A 20,230-nucleotide genomic window follows, 5' to 3' on the forward strand; every position below is an offset into this window, starting at 1 on the left:
CTTTGTATTCTGGTTATTGCTGCGTTTTTGCTTGCTGTTCTTGTTCAACAAGGGGTAACTCTATGCTGAATCGAGCACCACCTTGAGGGCTGCTTCCTGTAACGAGCTTGCCATTTATTCCGCTGATTATTTGTTGAGAAATCGATAGCCCAAGTCCAAGTCCGTTTTTCTTGGTGGTATGGAAGGGTTCAAAAAAGTTTCCGTTCGAAGGGGAGGTGAAGCCGGGACCATTATCATCGACATGAATCAGCAAGGTCTGGGCTTGTTGATGGTCGGACTCCCTAATCTCTAACAGAATAGCTAATTGTTTATCATCTTGTTGTTCCATCGCCTGAATCGCATTAGTCAGCAGGTTAATGATCACCTGTTCCAGTTGAATAGCGTTGGCGAGCACGCAAGCATCAAAGATTTCAGGGAGTTCGTTGACCTTAACTCGTTCACTCTTGAGCTGTGGCTTCATCAGCTCTTTCGATGAATGTAAGATAGGGAGTATTTGCAAGGTGTGCAGTTCTTCCGCGGTGGATTTCTTTGCAAAGGAGCGAAGCTGGTGGCTGATTTTCGCCATGCGATCAGTGAGTGCCGAGATTCGCGATAGATTGTCATCGACACGATCGGTTTTTTCTTTGGCAAGAAACAGTCGGCCATTGTCGGCATAACTGCGAATCGCAGCGAGCGGGTTATTTAGTTCGTGACTGATGCTCGCCGACATTTGACCTAGCACCGCCAGTTTGGCGGCTTGGATGAGTTCGTCTTGGGTTTGCCTCAATACATGTTCGGTTTCGATACGATGTTTAATTTCGACATGCAGCTCTGATGTGCGTTCGAGTACTTGAAATTCGAGCTTTTGCTTGGCTTCGGATTGCAGCCTATCTATCTGAGCGCGTCTTTGTTGTCGATGGTGGTTGAGCTGCATTGTGAGGTAAATAATCGCAAAGATAAGGCTGAGAACCACAAGGTAAGCAACCAAGTCCCACCAAACTAAGTGGGTCGGAGAAAATACCCGTATGGTGAGTTTTGGCTCGGCTAAGAAGCGAGAGGAGCTAAAGAACTGTTCTTGGACGAGCTTGTGCTGAGACTCAATATTGCTAGTAGCGCTCTCGAAATCACCGGAGAAGTGTAGGCTTTCTATTTTTGTATCGAGATACTGTCTGCTTTCTTGAATTTGAGAGTGCTGTTCTTCGCTTAGTGGTTGAAGGCTTTTGAACAGCCATTCAGGGTTACTCGACATAAATACGATTTGGTCTTTATCGTCAGCAACGAAAAAACTCTGTTTGCCTTTCCAACTTGCTTCAATCAGCGATAAATCCATCTTTACAACAATGACGCCAATAATCTCGGCGGCATAGGAGACGGGGTAAGAATAATAATAGCCTCGCTTCCCAGAAGTTGATCCTAGCGCAAAATATTGATTTTCATTGCCAAGAATCGCTTCTTGAAAGTAAGGGCGGAAAGCAAAATTACGACGAATAAAAGAACGCGGTTGATTCCAATTACTGGCTGCGATGGTGGTACCGATACTGTCTAGTAGGTAGGTGTCGGATGCTTGAATCACCGAGTTTACGTGCTCTAGATAACGATTAGTGAGTTCGATTTGCGCAGAGTTACTTGGAGAGTGCAGGGCATCGACCAGCTCTTTGTCTTTTGAAAGCAGTTCTGGAATGTGCGCGAACTTGTCCAATTGACTTGAAATATGAACTGAAAAACGGTCTAGCTTAGATTGATGATCATTTAACAAACTTTCATGGCTTGTGCTCCACACCCAATGACCGCCAAACACCATCAGTAAACTGTATGTGACCATTAATAGTATTGGGATTCTAAAAGCTTGAAACATGAAGGCTCTCCGCTAATTTCTTTGGTAAACAATCAAGCCTGTCTTCTCTCGTTTATGGTAGCAAATAGCGGTAGTTTTTGCTGAAAGCAGAGAGTGAACAGATGGGTGTAGGTTAAGGGTTTGTAACGGGGATTGTTGAAAAAGTTATCGACTCTGAGGGGTAAAACAAGAGCAAGATCTCTTTTTAAGGTTTTTAGCAAAAAAAGCCCTCGATTCCCTTGAAAAAGTCGCTATTGTCCCCATTTCTGTTGTGCTAAGTGATGATTTGATCGTTTTTGTATCACTTAGTTGGACGAATTTAGAGCATTCATCATCATGCAGAGGTGAACGGCTCGACAGAGATTAAACAGATCGCTAGAATGTCGCGTCTAAAATTTCTGTCCTGAGGCTAATCGGAGATACCTTTCTTGTTTCTGAAAACAAGCTTTATTGCGTTTTAATCGACGTGTGAAGAACGAAGATATCGCTGATTAGTCTGGTGTTTGGTTGAATAATCAATTCAGACATCAATGCTCGATTTTAAATTAGGTGTTCGGATAGAGCACTACACAAGGATGCAGCCAACAACGTCGGCTTTTGAATTAAAGCTAAGTTACGGCTCATATGCTCAGATTACTGAGCCAGTTTTGAGGTTTATATAATGCAAGTTACTGTTGAAACGCTAGAAGGCCTAGAGCGCCGTCTTAATATTACTGTTCCTGCTGCTAACATCGAAGATGCAGTTACAGCTGAACTACGCAACATCGCGAAAAACCGTCGTTTCGATGGTTTCCGTAAAGGCAAAGTGCCAATGAAGATGGTTGCTAAAATGTACGGCAAAGCAGTACGTCAAGACGTGATGGGCGAAGTAATGCAACGTCACTTCATCGAAGCGATCGTTAAAGAGAAAATCAACCCAGCTGGCGCTCCAACTTTCGCACCAGTTGAAAACAACGAAGGCGCTGACCTAGTATTCAACGCAACTTTTGAAGTTTACCCAGAAGTTGAGCTGAAAGGTCTAGAAAACATCACTGTTGAGAAACCAGCAGTAGAAGTTAAAGAAGCTGACGTTGAAGAGATGATCGAAACTCTACGTAAGCAACAAGCGACTTGGACTGAAGTTGAAGCTGCTGCTGACGCTGGTTCTCGTGCAACTATCGACTTCGTTGGTTCTATCGACGGTGAAGAGTTTGAAGGCGGCAAAGCTGAGAACTTCCCACTAGAGATGGGCGCTGGTCGCATGATCCCTGGCTTCGAAGACGGTATCGTTGGTAAAACAGCAGGTATGGAATTCGAAATCGACGTAAACTTCCCAGAAGATTACCACGCTGAAAACCTAAAAGGTAAAGCAGCTAAGTTCTCTATCAAGCTGAACAAAGTTGAAGCTCGTGAACTTCCAGAACTAAACGAAGAATTCGTTTCTAAGTTCGGTGCTGCTGACGGCGTTGAAGGTCTTAAAGCTGAAGTTCGTAAGAACATGGAGCGTGAGCTTAAGCAAGCTGTTAAGAACCGCATCAAAGAGCAAGCTATCGACGGTCTAGTTAACGAAAACAACATCGACGTACCTTCTGCTCTTATCGATCAAGAGATCGGTGTTCTACGTCAACAAGCTGCTCAACGTTTTGGTGGCAACACTGAAGCTGCTGACCAACTTCCACGTGAGCTGTTCGAAGAGCAAGCTAAACGTCGCGTAGTTGTAGGTCTTCTTCTTGGTGAAGTAATCAAGACTGAAGAGCTAAAAGCTGACGACGAGAAAGTTAAAGCTATCATCGAAGAGATGGCTACAGCATACGAAGATCCAACAGAAGTTATTGCTTACTACGAGCAAAACGAGCAAATGATGAACAACATGCGCAATGTTGCTCTAGAAGAGCAAGCTATTGATGCAATCATCGCTAAAGCTCAAGTTTCTGATAAAGAAGTTAGCTTCAACGAGCTAATGAATCAGCAACCTGCTTAATATAGTAATATCTGACGTAGAAGGTTGACGTACGGTCAACAATTCTGCTAACAATGGTCCGTATGATTTAATCATTCGGGCCATTTATTTTAGGGACATAAGAATATGAGCTACCAAGAAAAAAATACAATGCCATCGATTATGGACGCACTAGTTCCTATGGTGGTTGAACAGACTTCCCGTGGTGAACGTTCTTACGATATTTATTCTCGTCTATTAAAAGAACGTATCATTTTCTTAACAGGTCAAGTGGAAGACCACATGGCAAATCTTGTCGTGGCTCAACTGCTTTTCTTGGAATCAGAAAACCCAGACAAAGATATCTATCTTTACATCAACTCACCTGGCGGTAGCGTAACAGCAGGCATGTCTATCTACGACACAATGCAGTTCATCAAGCCAAACGTGAGCACAGTATGTATGGGTCAAGCTTGCTCTATGGGTGCATTCTTACTAGCGGGTGGTACTCCTGGTAAGCGTCACGTGCTTCCAAACTCACGTGTAATGATTCACCAGCCACTTGGCGGCTTCCAAGGCCAAGCGTCTGATATTCAAATTCACGCGCAAGAGATCCTAACGATCAAACAAAAGCTAAACAAACTATTGGCAGAGCACACGGGTCAGCCTCTAGAAGTTGTTGAGCGCGATACAGATCGTGATAACTTCATGTCTGCTGATCAAGCAGTAGAATACGGCTTAGTGGATTCAGTTCTTAATCACCGCGGTCAATAATTGCAGGGCAATTGTTTAACGCAAAGTGATTCAAATTGATATACACTCAAGCATAGAGAGTTAAGGCTAAGAGGTTAGCGAATGACAGATAAAAGCAAAGAGGGTGGTAGCGGTAAACTGCTTTACTGCTCTTTCTGTGGCAAAAGCCAACACGAAGTTCGCAAGTTAATCGCAGGTCCTTCTGTTTACATTTGTGATGAATGTGTCGATCTTTGTAACGACATTATTCGTGAAGAAATTAAAGATGTTCTTCCTAAGAAAGAATCGGAATCGCTGCCAACGCCGCGTGAGATTCGTGAGCATCTTGACGACTATGTAATCGGTCAAGAATACGCGAAGAAAGTGCTAGCAGTTGCAGTTTATAACCACTACAAGCGTTTACGTAATGGTGACACGACAGCTGAAGGCGTAGAGCTAGGTAAGAGTAACATTCTTCTTATCGGTCCTACTGGTAGTGGTAAAACACTACTTGCTGAAACATTGGCTCGTTTCCTAGACGTTCCTTTCACTATGGCTGATGCAACAACACTAACCGAAGCGGGTTACGTGGGCGAAGATGTTGAAAACATCATCCAGAAGTTGCTTCAGAAATGTGATTACGACGTAGCGAAAGCGGAACGCGGCATTGTTTACATCGATGAAATCGACAAGATTTCTCGTAAAGCTGAAAACCCATCAATCACGCGTGACGTGTCTGGTGAAGGTGTACAGCAAGCTCTACTAAAACTTGTTGAAGGTACAGTTGCTTCAGTTCCACCTCAAGGTGGTCGTAAGCATCCACAGCAAGAGTTCTTGCAAGTGGACACGTCTAAGATCCTATTTATCTGTGGTGGTGCGTTTGCAGGCTTAGATAAAGTGATTGAACAACGTGTAGAAACAGGTTCAGGTATCGGCTTTGGCGCAGAAGTGCGTTCAAAAGACGAAACCAAAACTATCGGTGAATTGTTCACTCAAGTAGAACCTGAAGATCTAGTGAAGTATGGTCTGATTCCAGAATTCATTGGTCGTCTACCTGTGACAACAACACTGACAGAGCTTGATGAAGAAGCGCTAATCCAAATCCTATGTGAGCCAAAGAATGCACTGACAAAACAGTACGCAGCATTATTTGAGCTTGAGGATACAGAATTAGAATTCCGTGAAGACGCCCTACGTGCAATTGCTAAGAAAGCAATGAACCGTAAAACAGGCGCTCGTGGTCTACGTTCTATCTTGGAGGGTGTTCTACTAGAAACTATGTACGAACTGCCATCTTCAACTGATGTAAGCAAGGTTGTGATTGATGAGTCGGTAATTAATGGTGAGTCAGAACCACTATTGATTTACAGCAACTCAGATAACCAAGCAGCTGTTGCAGAGTAGGTCTTTTTTAGACAAGTCACTCAAATTGAAAAAGGAGGTAAGCAATTACCTCCTTTTTTTTATTCTTCCATTGAATCCAGTCGTTTAAGCCCCATATACTGCTTTATAAGTTAAAGCGGAAGAGAGAAATATATGAACTTGGAACGTTCCGAGCGTATCGAAATCCCCGTGCTACCTCTACGTGATGTAGTGGTTTACCCACACATGGTTATTCCATTGTTTGTTGGTCGTGAAAAATCGATTACATGCCTTGAATCGGCAATGGAAGCTAACAAACAAGTACTACTTGTAGCGCAGAAAGAAGCGGACACTGATGAGCCTTCAATCGACGACCTATTTAACGTAGGTACAGTCGCTACCATTCTTCAGTTACTCAAGCTCCCTGATGGTACGGTTAAAGTACTTGTTGAAGGTCAGCAGCGTGCAAAGATTCACCAATTCAAAGAAAGTGAATTCTTCTTAGCGGACGCCGAATACGTTGTTACCTCAGAACTTGACGAAAAAGAACAAGAAGTGGTTGTTCGTAGTGCGATCAATCAATTCGAAGGCTTTATTAAGCTAAACAAAAAGATTCCACCAGAGGTTCTAACATCTCTGAACGGTATTGATGAGGCAGCTCGCCTTGCTGATACGATTGCTGCGCACATGCCACTTAAGTTGGTAGACAAGCAGCACGTTCTAGAAATCTTAGATGTGACAGAACGTCTGGAATTCTTGATGGGCCAAATGGAGTCAGAAATTGACATCCTGCAAGTTGAAAAACGTATCCGTGGCCGCGTTAAGAAGCAGATGGAAAAATCTCAGCGTGAGTACTACCTGAATGAGCAAATGAAAGCGATTCAGAAAGAACTTGGCGAGATGGACGACGCACCTGATGAATTCGAGACTCTGAAGAAGAAGATCGAAGATTCTAAGATGCCTCAAGAAGCTCGTGAGAAAACTGAGCAAGAACTTCAAAAACTGAAAATGATGTCGCCAATGTCTGCTGAAGCAACAGTAGTACGTAGCTACATTGATTGGATGGTTGGTGTTCCTTGGGCTAAGCGTTCAAAAGTTAAAAAGAATTTAGCTAAAGCGGAAGAGATCTTAAATGAAGATCACTACGGCTTAGAGCGTGTTAAAGAACGTATTCTTGAGTACTTGGCAGTACAAAACCGTATCAACAAGCTAAAAGGTCCAATCCTTTGTCTTGTAGGTCCTCCTGGTGTTGGTAAAACCTCACTAGGTCGTTCGATTGCTGCGGCAACGGGTCGTAAGTACACACGTATGGCGCTAGGCGGCGTTCGTGATGAAGCTGAGATTCGTGGTCACCGTCGTACGTACATCGGTTCACTTCCGGGTAAATTAATCCAGAAGATGTCTAAAGTTGGCGTTAAGAACCCACTGTTCCTATTAGATGAAATCGATAAGATGTCTTCTGATATGCGTGGCGACCCATCTTCAGCGCTTCTAGAAGTACTAGACCCAGAACAAAACAACGCATTTAACGATCACTACCTAGAAGTCGATTACGATCTATCTGATGTGATGTTTGTTGCAACGTCTAACTCGATGGACATCCCTGGCCCACTATTGGACCGTATGGAAGTGATTCGCCTGTCTGGTTACACAGAAGATGAAAAGCTGAACATCGCTAAGAGCCACCTATTGGACAAGCAAGTTCAACGCAACGGTCTTAAGCCTCATGAAATTGAGATTGAAGACTCTGCAATCATCGGCATTATCCGTTACTATACGCGTGAAGCGGGTGTACGTAGCCTAGAGCGTGAAATCTCTAAGATCTGTCGTAAAGCTGTGAAGAACATCTTGCTAGACAGCGACCTTAAGTCTGTAACGGTTAATATTGATAACCTGAAAGAGTACTTAGGCGTTCAACGTCATGACTTCGGTAAAGCGGATGAAAGTAACCGTATTGGTCAAGTGACTGGTTTAGCTTGGACTCAAGTTGGTGGTGATCTACTGACTATCGAAACTGAAGCAATGCCGGGTAAGGGTAAGCTAACGCAAACCGGTTCACTTGGTGATGTGATGAAAGAATCGATTCAAGCGGCAATGACCGTGGTTCGTTCTCGTGCAGAAAAACTGGGTATTAACTCAGATTTCTATGAGAAACGTGATATTCACGTTCACGTACCAGAAGGTGCTACACCGAAAGATGGCCCGAGTGCGGGTATCGCAATGTGTACTGCATTAGTGTCTAGCTTGACGGGTAACCCTGTTAAAGCTGAGGTCGGTATGACAGGTGAAATTACCCTTCGTGGTGAAGTTTTACCTATCGGTGGCTTGAAAGAAAAACTGCTTGCAGCACACCGTGGCGGCATCAAAACTGTACTGATTCCTAAAGACAATGAGCGTGATTTGGAAGAGATTCCAGACAACGTAATCGCTGACTTGAAGGTGATCCCGGTTCAGTGGATTGATGAAGTACTCAAAGTAGCGCTAGAACGAGATCCGTCTGGGGTCGAGTTTGACGTGAAAAAATAGTGATGCATAGCAAAAATAAGTAAAGAATTACGCTGATAGGCCCGAAAAGGCTTGTCAGCGTTTTTTTTGGACGCTAAGTTATTGATCAAAGCGGCAGCCCTTTTGCAATAAGGCTTGCGGCTAAATTAAAACCAAAATGGAACGTACAGTCATCAAGAAGTAGTCACAGATGACACATAGGGGAAAAACAGTGAATAAAACACAACTAGTAGAATCAATCGCAGAAAACGCAGACATCTCTAAAGCTTCAGCTGGCCGCGCTCTAGACGCATTCATCGAAGCAGTTGGCACAACGCTACAATCAGGCGACCAAGTTGCACTTGTTGGCTTTGGTACTTTCAGTGTTCGTACTCGTGCTGCTCGTACAGGTCGTAACCCAAAAACTGGTGAAGAGATCCAAATCGCAGAAGCTAAAGTACCTGGCTTCAAAGCGGGTAAAGCACTTAAAGACGCATGTAACTAATTTCTACGGCTGAAACCTCGGTTTTGCGAGGGGAAGGCTGTAAAATGCGTTTACTGTTTGAAAAATGATGTTTCATTTTTAAACAGTATGTGTACAAAGCACATTGAACTTATTTAAATTATGCGCATCCTACTGATGCGCATTTCTTTTTCTGATAATATCGCGTGAATAGATTTTTATTTTGAAGCCAATGCTTCATATCCGGAGAGCACTTAAATTATGATGGATCGATTACGCGAAGGCGTGAATAGCATCGCGGTAAAAATTATCCTTGGGTTGATTATCCTGTCATTCGTATTCGCAGGTGTAGGCAGCTACATCACCGGTGGCGGTAACAACGCAGCAGCTAAAGTTGGCAACACAGAAATTGCTCGTGGTGAGTTCGAACAGGCTTACCAAAACGAACGTAATCGCATGCAGTCTCAACTTGGCGATTACTTCGCTCAAATGCTTGCAGACCCTGCATACGTAGAGTCTTTCCGTAAATCAGTACTTGATCGCATGATCAACGATGTACTGCTTGAGCAGCAAGCTGAGTCTTTAGGCCTACGAATCAGTGATTCTCAAATCCGTACCATGATTCTAGAAATGCCTCAGTTCCAAACAGCTGGTCAATTCGACCAAGAAGTTTACCAATCGGCACTACGTCGTGCAGGTTTCAGCGCAGAGAGCTTCGCTGAATACATGCGTCGTGACCTAATGCGCAACCAGCTTGTGACTGCACTTCAAGGCAGTGAATTCGTTCTTCAAGGTGAAATCGATACTCAGAGCAAGCTTATCGCACAAACTCGTGACATTCGCACAGTGACACTGTCTGTTGCTGACCTTGCGAAAGGCATCGAGCTAACTGACGAACAGATCGAACAGTACTACCAAGAGAACCCTGCAGCTTACACTCGTCCAGAGCAAGCGAAGGTATCTTACATTGAGCTTTCTGCTGAAGCACTTAAGTCTCAGCTTGAAGTAAGCGATGAAGAAGCGCAGAAGTACTACCAAGAGCACCTAGACAAGTACTCAACTGAAGAGCAACGTAAAGTTAGCCACATCTTAGTTCAAGGCGATGACGAAGCGAAAGCTCAGTCTATCCTAGACGAACTAAATGCAGGCGCTGATTTTGCTACGCTAGCGGAAGAGAAATCTGACGACTTTGGCAGTGCTGACGTTGGCGGTGACCTAGGTTGGATCGAACGTGATGTGATGGACCCAGCATTCGAAGACGCGGCTTTCGCTCTTGAGAATATTGGTGACACGACTGGTCTAGTTAAATCTGATTTCGGCTACCACATCATCAAGCTCGACGAACTAAAAGCGTCTCAAGCTCAGCCTTACACTGAAGTAGCGGCACAGATTAAGCAAGAGCTTCTAGACCAGCACGCTGTAGACCAGTTCTACGAGCAACAAACTGAGCTAGAAAAAGTAGCGTTTGAATTCCCAGATTCTCTTGATGATTCTGCAGAAGCTATCAATGCGAAGATCACAACAACAGATTTCATCTCTCAAATTGACGCTCCAGAAGTTCTGATGACGCCTGTAGTTATGCAAGCTATCTTGAGCCCTGAAGTGAAAGAAGACGGTCTAAACTCTGAAGTTATCGAAGTGGCTCCTGAGCACGTGATCGTTGTTCGTGTAGAAGAGACTCGCGACGAGACAGTTCTTCCTCTAGCTGAAGTGAAAGATCAAGTTGTCGCTGCATTGTCTGCTGTACAAGCTGAGCAACAAGCGGTTGAACTAGGTGTTTCTCTAGTGAACGAACTAAAGCAAGGCAATGAAGCAGTGCTAGCGGACAACAATCTTGAGTTCACTGAACTTGAAACGATTGACCGTAACTCTCCGTTAGCAGCATCTGTATTCGCTCTAGCGAAACCAGAAGCAGGCCAAGCTGTGTTCGGTCAATCTAAAGACCAAGACGGTAACATCGTTGTTGTTGAGCTTTCTAAAGTAACGGCTGAAATCAACCCAGCTTACAGCACTCAAATTGGTGCACAGTTGGAACGAGTTGGTAACCAACAAGATCTGACGAACGTACTAAACGTACTTCGTAAAAACGCAGACGTTGAATACTACGTAGTAGGCCAAGGTCAGTAAGCATCGATTAGCTCGGTAGTTAAGCCTATTTGGTTACTGACTACCGAGAGTCAACATGCGATGGTTGTTGTTTTGCAAATTAGGTTTATTCGATAAATCAGATTTGTGAGCCAACAAACAAACTGATGAAAACAAGATGTATAACGAAGCGGGTCACTTAGGAGACCCGCTTTATTTTTGTCTGGTGATTGTGTTATCTAGTGCTGCAAATGCATAAGTTACCTTTTTTGTACAAAGGAACGATTTATGCGCACGATATATTCAACACTACTTCTTTCATTTCTGATGCTCTTAAGCCCTGCAGTGTTTGCAGACAGCCCAACTAAAGCTGAGCTTTACGATGGCATTGAGATTACGGTTAACATCAATACCGCGACAGCAGAAGAGCTATCAGCACTACTGGTTGGTGTTGGTGACAAAAAAGCCCAAGAGATTGTCGACTACAGAGAGCAGAACGGGGCATTTACTACTGCTGATGATTTGGCGAGTGTGAAAGGGATAGGTGAAGCGACGGTTGAAAAGAACCGTGAAAGAATTCAGCTTTGATCCATTTTTTTGTTGATTAGAAATGAAATGATAGCCATGAAGCCCCCGACCAGAGCACCTGCTAGGTGGGCTTCAATTGCGACACGAGCGTTAATCAGTTCGCCAGTCGTGCTAGAGGGGCCAACAAGCTGCTCCCAAGCGATTTTAGCTACTAACCCCAACACTAATAGCCAACTAGATTTCCTGCCGTTTAAAGCCTCTCTGAGCGCGAATAAGCCAAACAACCCATGCAAAGTGCCAGATAGGCCAACATAGATCTGAATACTCGAAAACAACAGAGCGATCCCAGTCACTAGACTAATCACAAGCAGAGCAAGAACAAGCTGTTTTTTACTCGGTTGAAACAGATAGCTGATGATCCATAAGCCTGCTAGATTCATCAGAAGGTGCGAGTAGTTGGTATGTGAAAAGTTTCCTGTTAGGATCCGCCACCATTGCCCCTCGGCAATCGCATTGCTATCCCATACGACCCAAGCTTGTATTGGCTCAAATTGGAATAAGACGCATAAAAGTGAAGTGAAAATTAAAACAGGGTACACATTAAATCCATGTCTCGTTATTGCCCCCAATGCAGCAAGGCTTTGAAAGCTTGTATTTGTCAGTGGGTTACACCACTCGAATCGAATGTTGAGCTTATCATTCTTCAGCACCCATCAGAAGAGCACCGTCCGATGGGAACCGCGCGTATTCTCTCGTTATCTCTAAAAAACAGCGTGACGCTTGTTGGTGAAGACTTTTCAGACAACGAACAACTGAACGCATTGCTGGCCGATGAACAGTACCAACATGTGATTTTATACCCAAGTGAAAATTCTGTGCCTGTTGAGTCGGCAACATACCCAAGCAAGAAGCTACGTGTGATTTTATTGGATGGGACGTGGAAGAAAGCATTCAAGATGTGGCAAGTGTCGAATAACTTGCATGCGTTGAACACGGTCCACTTACCCAAAGATCTCAAGAGTAATTACCGAATTCGCAAAGCACCCAGTGAAAACAGCCTTTCAACCGTTGAAGCTGGCTATCATTTGCTTAGCTTGTTAGAGAGTGATGGCGAATTTAGCCCTTTGCTAACGGCATTTGATCAAATGATTCAGTTTCAAATCAATCAAATGCCGCCGGGTGTGTTTGAGAAAAACTACTTAGATTAAGCCGTTTCAGTAAAATGAGTCAGGAATTAAAACTCGGTATGAGCCGAGAATAGTTGCTGATGCATTTTCTGCGCAAGATCATCAGTCATTGATGAAATGTAATCCGCAATCACGCGCATTTTTCGAGACTCATCTTGATGCTGTAGCCATTGCTTCTTGATGGGCAGTGGCAGCAAGCGTTCAGGATCAGCGCTGAATGTTTCAAACATATCCATGATGATCTGTTGGCCTTTGTATTCGATGACTTGAACCTGAGGCACTTGAATCACAAACTCGCTGACAAAGTGTTTCAGTTTATCAAGCGTGCCGTCCATGCTTGGTTCAAGCACCGCATTGTAAGCCAAAAGCACATTCTCAAAGCTAGCATCCACTCGCTTAATTGAAATACTGGTCAACAATGCGTTGACGATTCCACCAATCGCATCCTTTCGACGATACTGTTCACCAGAGAAAAGCATCTCTGTAATTGAATCTAGGTGTTCACAAATCCAAGGGTCGGCCATCTCTTTCAGCTGAGGGTAAGCCGATTCGATCCACTGAGCTTTGGTCACAGAACCAAGCACAATCGCATCTTCTAAATCGTGCACGCCATACGCGATGTCATCAGCCAGCTCCATGATCGAACAGTCCAGTGACTTATATTTGGTCTTATTGTGCTCAAGTGGCTCGGTATGCGTTTTTCTTTTCTGTTTTAGGAGCTGTTGGTCGCTGCTTGAAAGCGGTTCAAGCACCCAGTTAAACAACTCTTCATCATGATCGTAGATGCCTTTTGCCGGCATCCAATCTTTGGCTCGGAGCTGTCGTTGATGCTTTACCGGTTCAGACTGTAATCTCGCTTGGACTTGACTGAGCAGCGAAGGGTACTTAATTAACCCCAGTAGCGTGCGTCGAGACAGGTTCATCCCGTGATTCTCAGTGTAAGGTTCTAGCTGAGTGACAATGCGAAACGTTTGAGCGTTGCCTTCAAAGCCGCCGTGGTCGCGCATCATATAGTTGAGTGCGACTTCGCCGCCATGTCCGTATGGTGGATGACCGATGTCGTGAGCCAAACACAGTGAATCAATTAAACTGTCTGAGGGTAATAGGTCTCGAAACTCGGGTTGCTTTTTCTTCAGTTGAGCAACGATACCTGTGCCAAGCTGGGCGGCCTCAAGAGAGTGAGTAAGGCGTGTTCGATGAAAGTCATTCACCATGGTGCCATGAATCTGGGTTTTCGCTTGTAAGCGACGAAAAGCAGCAGAGTGAAGCACGCGCGCTCGGTCACGTTGATATGGGCTACGGTGATCATCTCGTCTTATTTTATGTTCATCGTCATTTCGATGCTGCCATTCTTGTTCGAGTACAAAGGGTGGTTCGAGTAGAGAATTCAAAATAGCACCTATCAAATTGATTTTATTTAGCTAATTAAAAACAACTTATACCCAGCTAGCTTATCTCGTCTAGTGATAATTCAAAGCTTGGCGCAAATGTGGTGAGAAAGTAGTCCATTTCTGGGCTTTTGCGTTGTTCGAGTGTCTCTTCCAGTCGGCGCTTGGCTTGCTCGTATTCATGATTGCCCGCACTGAGCTCTTCCAAGCATTTCAGGTAAGCACAGATGGTGTCGGCCTGCTTGACGATGCTTTGCTCTTCTTTACTCGCTGTTCCAGATATTAAAAATGGGGCGAAGTCGTCTCGGAACTCCTCTGGCAACATAGAAAGCAGTCTTTGCTCTGCTGCGGCTTCTATCTTCTTATATTCTTGGGCGATATCCGGGTTGTAGTATTTAACTGGCGTTGGCAAATCGCCTGTCAGTACCTCACTGGTGTCGTGGTACATGCCAAGCAGAGCAATATGCTCAGGATTAAGTTGACCATCAAACTTCTTGTTTTTGATCAGCGCCAAAGCGTGGGCAACGAAAGCGACCTGTAGGCTGTGTTCTGAAATGTTCTCGCTTGAAACAGATCGCATCAGGGGCCAACGTTGAATCAGCTTCATGCGTGCGAGATGGGCGAAGAAATGGCTCTGTTTCATAAGTGTCCTATCTAGAGAGTGCTCCACTCGTACCTTGTGTTTGCCACAAACTGTACGAGACAGCGGATACAAAAAAGGCTCCTAAACAGGAGCCTTTTAAGCATAGAAGTGATTGAATACAAGTTAAAGTCTTTTAAAACAGCAAATTGTAGCCACCTTTCATTGTGTTTATTTAACGTCGACGAGATCGTCTTGGCTGTAAGTTTGCAAGAAGCGCTCTAGGCGACCAATCGCGATTTCTAGATCCTCAATGTGCGGCAGAGTCACGATGCGGAAGTGATCCGGTTTCGGCCAGTTGAAGCCCGTACCTTGAACCAATAGCACCTTCTCTTGCTTAAGGAAGTCTAGTACGAATTTCTGATCGTCTTTGATGTTGTACATCTTGGTGTCGATCTTAGGGAACAAGTACATCGCGCCTTTTGGTTTCACACAAGAAACGCCAGGAATCTTGTTAATCAGTTCCCATGCTCGGTCACGTTGCTCAAGTAGACGGCCGCCAGGAAGAATCAACTCATTGATACTCTGATAGCCACCTAATGCCGTTTGGATGGCGTGCTGCATTGGTACGTTGGCACATAAACGCATCGAGGCAAGCATCTCTAGCCCTTCGACATAACCTTTTGCTAGGTGTTTAGGGCCCGTTAAGAACATCCAACCACCACGGAAACCACATACACGATAAGCCTTAGACAGACCGTTGAACGTGACCATTAATACGTCTTCAGCAAGCGTTGCGACAGAGGTATGTACTGCGCCGTCGTAAAGTACTTTATCGTAAATCTCATCAGCGAAGATGATTAGACCGTGCTCACGGGCAATTTCGACAACTTGTAGTAGGAAATCACGGCTGTAAACCGCACCTGTTGGGTTGTTCGGGTTGATAAGAACGATGCCGCGAGTCTTTGGAGAGATCTTCGCGCGCATGTCGTCTAAATCTGGATACCAATCAGCATCTTCATCACACATGTAGTGAACCGGTGTACCACCAGAAAGCGCAACAGACGCTGTCCATAGTGGGTAGTCCGGAGCGGGAACTAAGATTTCATCACCATTATCCAGTAGCGCCTGCATAGACATAACGATAAGCTCTGATGCGCCGTTACCAATGTAAACGTCTTCTACGTCAAGATTGCGTAGGCCTTTTTTCTGATAGTGCTGAACAACCGCTTTGCGGGCTGAATAGATGCCTTTTGAGTCGCAGTAACCTTGAGATGTCGGTAGATTACGGATTACGTCAACAAGGATTTCATCAGGGGCGTCAAAACCAAATGGGGCGGGGTTACCAATATTAAGCTTTAGTATTTTATGCCCTTCTTCTTCCATGCGCTTAGCATGTTTGAGTACAGGCCCCCTGATTTCGTAGCATACGCTGTTGAGTTTTGACGACATCCCGATATTTTGCATTGCCGATTTCCTGAAATTAATTTAAATACTTTATTAAAGTACCGCAAAATGGCGTTTGATAGAATAAAAATCTGATGAATGTCGCATTTCAGTGTCACGTTTAGCCTTTTTGTTGTCACTCTTTTCTAAATTTTAATTAATCGCTTTCTTGGTTATTGGCTAAGATGAATAAAGGGGCGGGATCGCTTAAAATCACAGGAATGTTGAAAAGATATAGTACATTCTTGATCTAAGTGGGTACTGCCCATAAAGTATCAAACTAATATAATAATAATTTAGATGTGAACGAGGTTGATTTGTCACATTTCCAGCAAACTATCTCCGCTTTGATTGAGCGAGTACAAAATGCCCAAGCAAGCGAAGTTCGTTGTGTTGAAGTTCTAACGCAAAAACCATCGTTTGCATTTATAGAATGGCTTCATGCTCAACCGCTCTTTCCTAAGTTCTACTGGCAGTCACGCGACACTCGTGAAGAGGTTGTTGCGCTCGGACAGTTACATACGTTTTCAGATCCTGCACCTGCGTACGCGATTCTTGGCGAAGACCAACGAATCTGGGGTGGACGCTCGTTTGACGGGCACACCGCAAAGAACCGTCGCTGCATGGAATCGTTTTTCTTCCTTCCTCAGGTTGAATTAATTCGCTTTGACAACACTTGGTCGCTGGCGGTTAACTTGTCTCCTGATCGCGTTGCTTCTATCAATGCCTTAAATAAGTTATCCGTTGAAGCGGCGATATTGGCGCCGTTATCTGCTCATATTGAACAGATTAACCACGTTCCAGAAAGAGAACAGTGGGGCGGATTGGTTGAGAAAGTTCTAAAAGGCATTAGCGACGAAGAGTATAAGAAAGTTGTTTTAGCGCGTAAAACCACGCTACAACTCGATGCGCCTATTTGTGCGGCTCAATTACTTAAAGCCAGCTATCTGCAAAATCACCACAGTTTCCACTTTATGTTGGTGCTGGACTCTAAACACAGCTTTATTGGCTCGACGCCAGAGCGCTTATATAGCCGACATGGTACTGAGCTCGATACCGAAGCGCTTGCTGGAACCATTGGTCGTGGAGAGAACGCTACTGAGGATATGGAACTGGCCAACTGGCTTTCTCAAGACAGCAAAAACCTCAATGAGAACCAGTATGTGGTTGACGACATCATTGAGCGTCTCACTCCTCATTCTCAAACGGTCCATGTTGAAAAGGATGCCCGCTTAGTGCGCTTGCGTAAGGTGCAGCATTTGAAGCGCAATATCCATGCTCAACTTAATAATGGTGTTAATGGTGTGCAGTTGCTTGCTGCCTTACAGCCAACTGCAGCGGTAGCGGGTTTGCCACGTAAAGAAGCGATGGATTTCATTCTTGAACACGAACCGTTTGCTCGAGGCTGGTATGCAGGCTCTGTAGGCTATATCAGCCATCAGAGAGCGGAATTCTGCGTGGCGATTCGAAGCGCCTTGATTGTAAACGATCAAGTACAGCTGTTCGCTGGAGCAGGGATCGTGCCGGGATCGGTTGCTGAACATGAGTGGCAAGAGCTGAACAAGAAGATGTCGACTCTGCTCAGCCTAATTTCCGATCATCCACCACTGGGTGTGGCGTCATGAATCACGACCAAGCCGTATTAAATAGAGTTTGGTGTCACACATTACTTGAAGAGCTAGCACGCAACGGTGTTGAACATGTTTGTGTTGCACCGGGTTCTCGCTCAACACCGTTAACTCTCGAAGCTGAAGCTAATCCCAAGTTAACCTTACACACGCACTTTGATGAGCGCGGGCTTGGATTTTTAGCTTTAGGTTTAGCTAAGGCGAGTAACAAGCCCGTTGCGGTGATTGTGACATCGGGAACAGCTGTCGCGAACCTTCTTCCTGCGACCGCTGAGTCTGGGTTAACACGAGAGAAGCTGATTTTACTGACCTCAGATCGACCTATCGATTTAGTGGATTGCGGCGCTAACCAAGCGATCCAGCAACAGGGTATCTTTTCGTCTCACGTTGAAACGGCGCTTAACCTTCCAAGCCCTACGATACAAGTTTCTTTGAATTGGCTGCTAACATCGGTTGATAGTGCGCTTGCGAAACAATGCAATGTTGGCGGCGCGATTCATATCAATTGTCCGTTCCCAGAGCCGCTCTATTCTAAGAACAGTGCTGAAATGTATGCGGATTACACTAAAAGTATCGCAGGGTGGAGCTCGTCAGCCAACCCGTATTCTAACACTTGTTTACCCAATCATTTGACTGTACAGCCAGTAGCGCCGGGCGATTACCTAGAGCGTAAAGGTGCCGTGATTATTGGTTCGATTGATAAAGAAGCGGCAACAAAAGCGCAGCAGTTTGCTTCTGCTTTGGGCTGGCCAATCTTCTGTGACCCTCAATCGGGCATGAACAGTGATTGGAAGCATTATGATCTGTGGTTACAGAGTGACTCAGTTAAAGAGCAACTCAACCAGTGTGATTTTATTCTTCAGTTTGGTGAGCGTATCGTTTCTAAACGACTAAACCAATGGATTAAGTCACAAGCGGCTTCGTTCGATTCCACGCAATATGTAGTGGTTTCACCTGATGCGCACCGTATAAATCAAGACCATCTGCCTCAAACTCATATTGTTGCCAATATTGAGTCATGGATAACCGATCAACATCTGCCAACATTGTTAGGCAAACACTCTGGTTGGGCGACGCCTTTAATCGAGGTCGCAAATACCGTTCAGCAACTCGCACTCGCACAAATATCCAATAATGACCAACTGACAGAGTTGAGTGTTGCGGTTGACTTGTCGTCTAGACTTAAAGACAGAGAGTTGTTTGTGGGAAACAGCTTGATGGTAAGGCTGGTGGATATGTTGTCGTCAATATCTGCGAATCGAGTTTACAGCAATCGTGGTGCATCGGGCATTGATGGCTTGGTGGCGACGGCTGCGGGCGTGGTGAAAGCCAACCAGAATCCCTTATTGATGTTGATTGGCGATACTTCTTTGCTTTACGACATCAACTCACTCGCTCTGCTGACTCATAATTTAACGCCGATGGTTATTGTTGTGACCAACAATGATGGTGGTGCGATCTTTGATTTATTGCCGGTGCCAGAGCAGCAGAAACAGTCACTTTATCAAATGCCTCATGGTTTCAGTTTTGAACACGCTGCTGCGCAATTCCAGTTGGGATACGCTGCGCCAGAAACCTTGAATTGCTATCAAACCATTATCGAACAACATTTCGAACAGGGTCAGGGTACCTTGCTCGTGGAAGTTAAGACGCCTCCCGAACAAGCGTCTACTTTGCTGAAACAATTCAGTTCAATGCTCACCGAGGCATTAGCCTAAGGACTTTACATGCTTTACTCCGATTATTACCCAGCTGTACAAGATTCTTCTGACAAACCTTTGCTTGTTTTTTTACATGGTTTACTCGGAAGCGGGGATGATTGGAGTGCATGCCATCCATTCCTCGAGGATTTTCCTCTCCTTTGCATAGATTTACCCGGACACGGACAAAGTCGCTTTATCGATCCGGTAGGGTTTGATCATTGCTGCAAGAAAATTGTCCAGTGCATCACATCTCAACTGGCACTCAACGATCTTCCTGCTAATTACCCTATCGTGGTGATCGGATATTCTATGGGCGGCAGACTCGCTATGTATGGGGTGACAAGCCCTTGCTTCGAGACGCTTAACCTAGAGAAAGTCATCATTGAAGGTGGCAACTTTGGTTTGGAATGTGATGAAGAAAGAGCACAAAGGTTAGTACATGATACGCAGTGGGCTGTTCGCTTTGCACAGCAGTCGATTGAAGATGTTTTAGACGATTGGTATCAACAAAGCGTCTTTTCTTCACTAAATCATGAGCAAAGACAAACTTTGGTCATAAAGCGTAGTGGTAACCTTGGAGTATCCGTAGCAAATATGTTGTTATCTACTTCGTTAGCTAAGCAACCGGATTTACGTGCCACATTGAAATCTCACGAGCACTTATTGCATTATGTGTGTGGAGAAAAAGACCGTAAATTCATGGAGCTAGCTGAGAATAGTGGCTTTGAATATAGTCAGGTGGATTACGCTGGTCATAATGTTCATTTTGAGCAACCAGAACTGTTTTCCAACCTGATAATCCAATGTATCGCCAGTCGTCGTTAATCTGACTGAGCGATTCTCTCGTATCAAGCACTATCAAAAGCAGAGCAACACCGTCACGACTACTCGTTAGTCGTGGTCTCTAATAGAA

General features: G+C 44.7%; 16 protein-coding genes and 1 pseudogene. 12 read left to right on the top strand and 5 right to left on the bottom strand.

Annotated elements, in window-relative coordinates; all coding sequences use genetic code 11:
- Window positions 1-13: 13 nt before the first annotated feature.
- Window positions 14-1,834 carry an ATP-binding protein gene (locus tag BCV39_RS02285; RefSeq protein WP_102432834.1) on the bottom strand — a complete coding sequence of 607 codons (1,821 nt, stop codon included), beginning with the start codon at window positions 1,832-1,834 and terminating at the stop codon, window positions 14-16.
- Between the two features lie 163 nt (window positions 1,835-1,997).
- On the opposite strand from BCV39_RS02285, the pseudogene BCV39_RS23475 reads away from it, so the two are divergent.
- From BCV39_RS23475 to BCV39_RS02320, 8 genes and pseudogenes are all read left to right on the top strand, one after another.
- Window positions 1,998-2,180 (top strand): annotated as a pseudogene (locus BCV39_RS23475) (hypothetical protein); the annotation flags it as partial.
- A 294-nt stretch (window positions 2,181-2,474) separates the two neighbouring features.
- Window positions 2,475-3,773, top strand: a complete 1,299-nt coding sequence (tig, locus tag BCV39_RS02290; protein WP_017106221.1) for a trigger factor — start codon at window positions 2,475-2,477, stop codon at window positions 3,771-3,773.
- A 105-nt stretch (window positions 3,774-3,878) separates the two neighbouring features.
- Window positions 3,879-4,505 (top strand): ATP-dependent Clp endopeptidase proteolytic subunit ClpP, encoded by a 627-nt coding sequence (clpP, locus tag BCV39_RS02295; RefSeq protein ID WP_004736080.1) that lies wholly within the window; start codon window positions 3,879-3,881, stop codon window positions 4,503-4,505.
- An 81-nt stretch (window positions 4,506-4,586) separates the two neighbouring features.
- Entirely contained in the window at window positions 4,587-5,867 is a 1,281-nt protein-coding gene (gene clpX, locus BCV39_RS02300; protein ID WP_009847283.1) for an ATP-dependent protease ATP-binding subunit ClpX, read from the top strand.
- 132 nt (window positions 5,868-5,999) lie between these two features.
- Window positions 6,000-8,351 (top strand): endopeptidase La, encoded by a 2,352-nt coding sequence (gene lon, locus BCV39_RS02305; RefSeq protein WP_019824784.1) that lies wholly within the window; start codon window positions 6,000-6,002, stop codon window positions 8,349-8,351.
- 169 nt (window positions 8,352-8,520) lie between these two features.
- Complete coding sequence (locus tag BCV39_RS02310; RefSeq protein WP_012604504.1) at window positions 8,521-8,814, top strand: HU family DNA-binding protein; 294 nt, start codon at window positions 8,521-8,523, stop codon at window positions 8,812-8,814.
- Between the two features lie 219 nt (window positions 8,815-9,033).
- Window positions 9,034-10,899, top strand: a complete 1,866-nt coding sequence (ppiD, locus tag BCV39_RS02315; RefSeq protein ID WP_102432833.1) for a peptidylprolyl isomerase — start codon at window positions 9,034-9,036, stop codon at window positions 10,897-10,899.
- Window positions 10,900-11,145: 246 nt separating this feature from the next.
- Complete coding sequence (locus tag BCV39_RS02320; RefSeq protein ID WP_102432832.1) at window positions 11,146-11,445, top strand: ComEA family DNA-binding protein; 300 nt, start codon at window positions 11,146-11,148, stop codon at window positions 11,443-11,445.
- On the opposite strand, the gene rrtA is transcribed toward BCV39_RS02320, so the two are convergent.
- A complete protein-coding gene (rrtA, locus tag BCV39_RS02325; protein WP_102432831.1) occupies window positions 11,436-11,984 on the bottom strand; it encodes a rhombosortase in 549 nt (182 codons plus the stop codon). The genes BCV39_RS02320 and rrtA overlap by 10 nt on opposite strands.
- Window positions 11,985-11,993: 9 nt before the next feature.
- On the opposite strand from rrtA, the gene BCV39_RS02330 reads away from it, so the two are divergent.
- Window positions 11,994-12,593 carry a tRNA-uridine aminocarboxypropyltransferase gene (locus BCV39_RS02330; RefSeq protein ID WP_102432830.1) on the top strand — a complete coding sequence of 200 codons (600 nt, stop codon included), beginning with the start codon at window positions 11,994-11,996 and terminating at the stop codon, window positions 12,591-12,593.
- 26 nt (window positions 12,594-12,619) lie between these two features.
- On the opposite strand, the gene BCV39_RS02335 is transcribed toward BCV39_RS02330, so the two are convergent.
- The 3 genes from BCV39_RS02335 to BCV39_RS02345 form a co-directional block, all read right to left on the bottom strand.
- A complete protein-coding gene (locus BCV39_RS02335) occupies window positions 12,620-13,963 on the bottom strand; it encodes an anti-phage deoxyguanosine triphosphatase (RefSeq protein WP_048661470.1) in 1,344 nt (447 codons plus the stop codon).
- A gap of 55 nt (window positions 13,964-14,018) precedes the next feature.
- Window positions 14,019-14,603 (bottom strand): 5'-deoxynucleotidase, encoded by a 585-nt coding sequence (gene yfbR / locus BCV39_RS02340; RefSeq protein WP_017060613.1) that lies wholly within the window; start codon window positions 14,601-14,603, stop codon window positions 14,019-14,021.
- A gap of 168 nt (window positions 14,604-14,771) precedes the next feature.
- Complete coding sequence (locus BCV39_RS02345) at window positions 14,772-16,007, bottom strand: pyridoxal phosphate-dependent aminotransferase (protein ID WP_048661469.1); 1,236 nt, start codon at window positions 16,005-16,007, stop codon at window positions 14,772-14,774.
- Between the two features lie 296 nt (window positions 16,008-16,303).
- On the opposite strand from BCV39_RS02345, the gene BCV39_RS02350 reads away from it, so the two are divergent.
- From BCV39_RS02350 to menH, 3 genes are read left to right on the top strand one after another with little or no spacing between them, the layout of a single operon-like run.
- A complete protein-coding gene (locus tag BCV39_RS02350) occupies window positions 16,304-17,611 on the top strand; it encodes an isochorismate synthase MenF (RefSeq protein WP_080967738.1) in 1,308 nt (435 codons plus the stop codon).
- Entirely contained in the window at window positions 17,608-19,332 is a 1,725-nt protein-coding gene (gene menD, locus BCV39_RS02355; protein ID WP_102432829.1) for a 2-succinyl-5-enolpyruvyl-6-hydroxy-3-cyclohexene-1-carboxylic-acid synthase, read from the top strand. The genes BCV39_RS02350 and menD overlap by 4 nt, the downstream gene beginning before the upstream one ends.
- Window positions 19,333-19,341: 9 nt before the next feature.
- The gene (gene menH / locus BCV39_RS02360) at window positions 19,342-20,142 is read left to right on the top strand and encodes a 2-succinyl-6-hydroxy-2,4-cyclohexadiene-1-carboxylate synthase (RefSeq protein ID WP_102432828.1); all 801 of its coding nucleotides are present in this window, start codon (window positions 19,342-19,344) and stop codon (window positions 20,140-20,142) included.
- The last annotated feature ends 88 nt before the right edge of the window (window positions 20,143-20,230 follow it).

The sequence above is a fragment of the Vibrio sp. 10N.286.55.E10 genome, from assembly GCF_002872555.1.
Classification (GTDB): Bacteria; Pseudomonadota; Gammaproteobacteria; order Enterobacterales; family Vibrionaceae; genus Vibrio; species Vibrio crassostreae.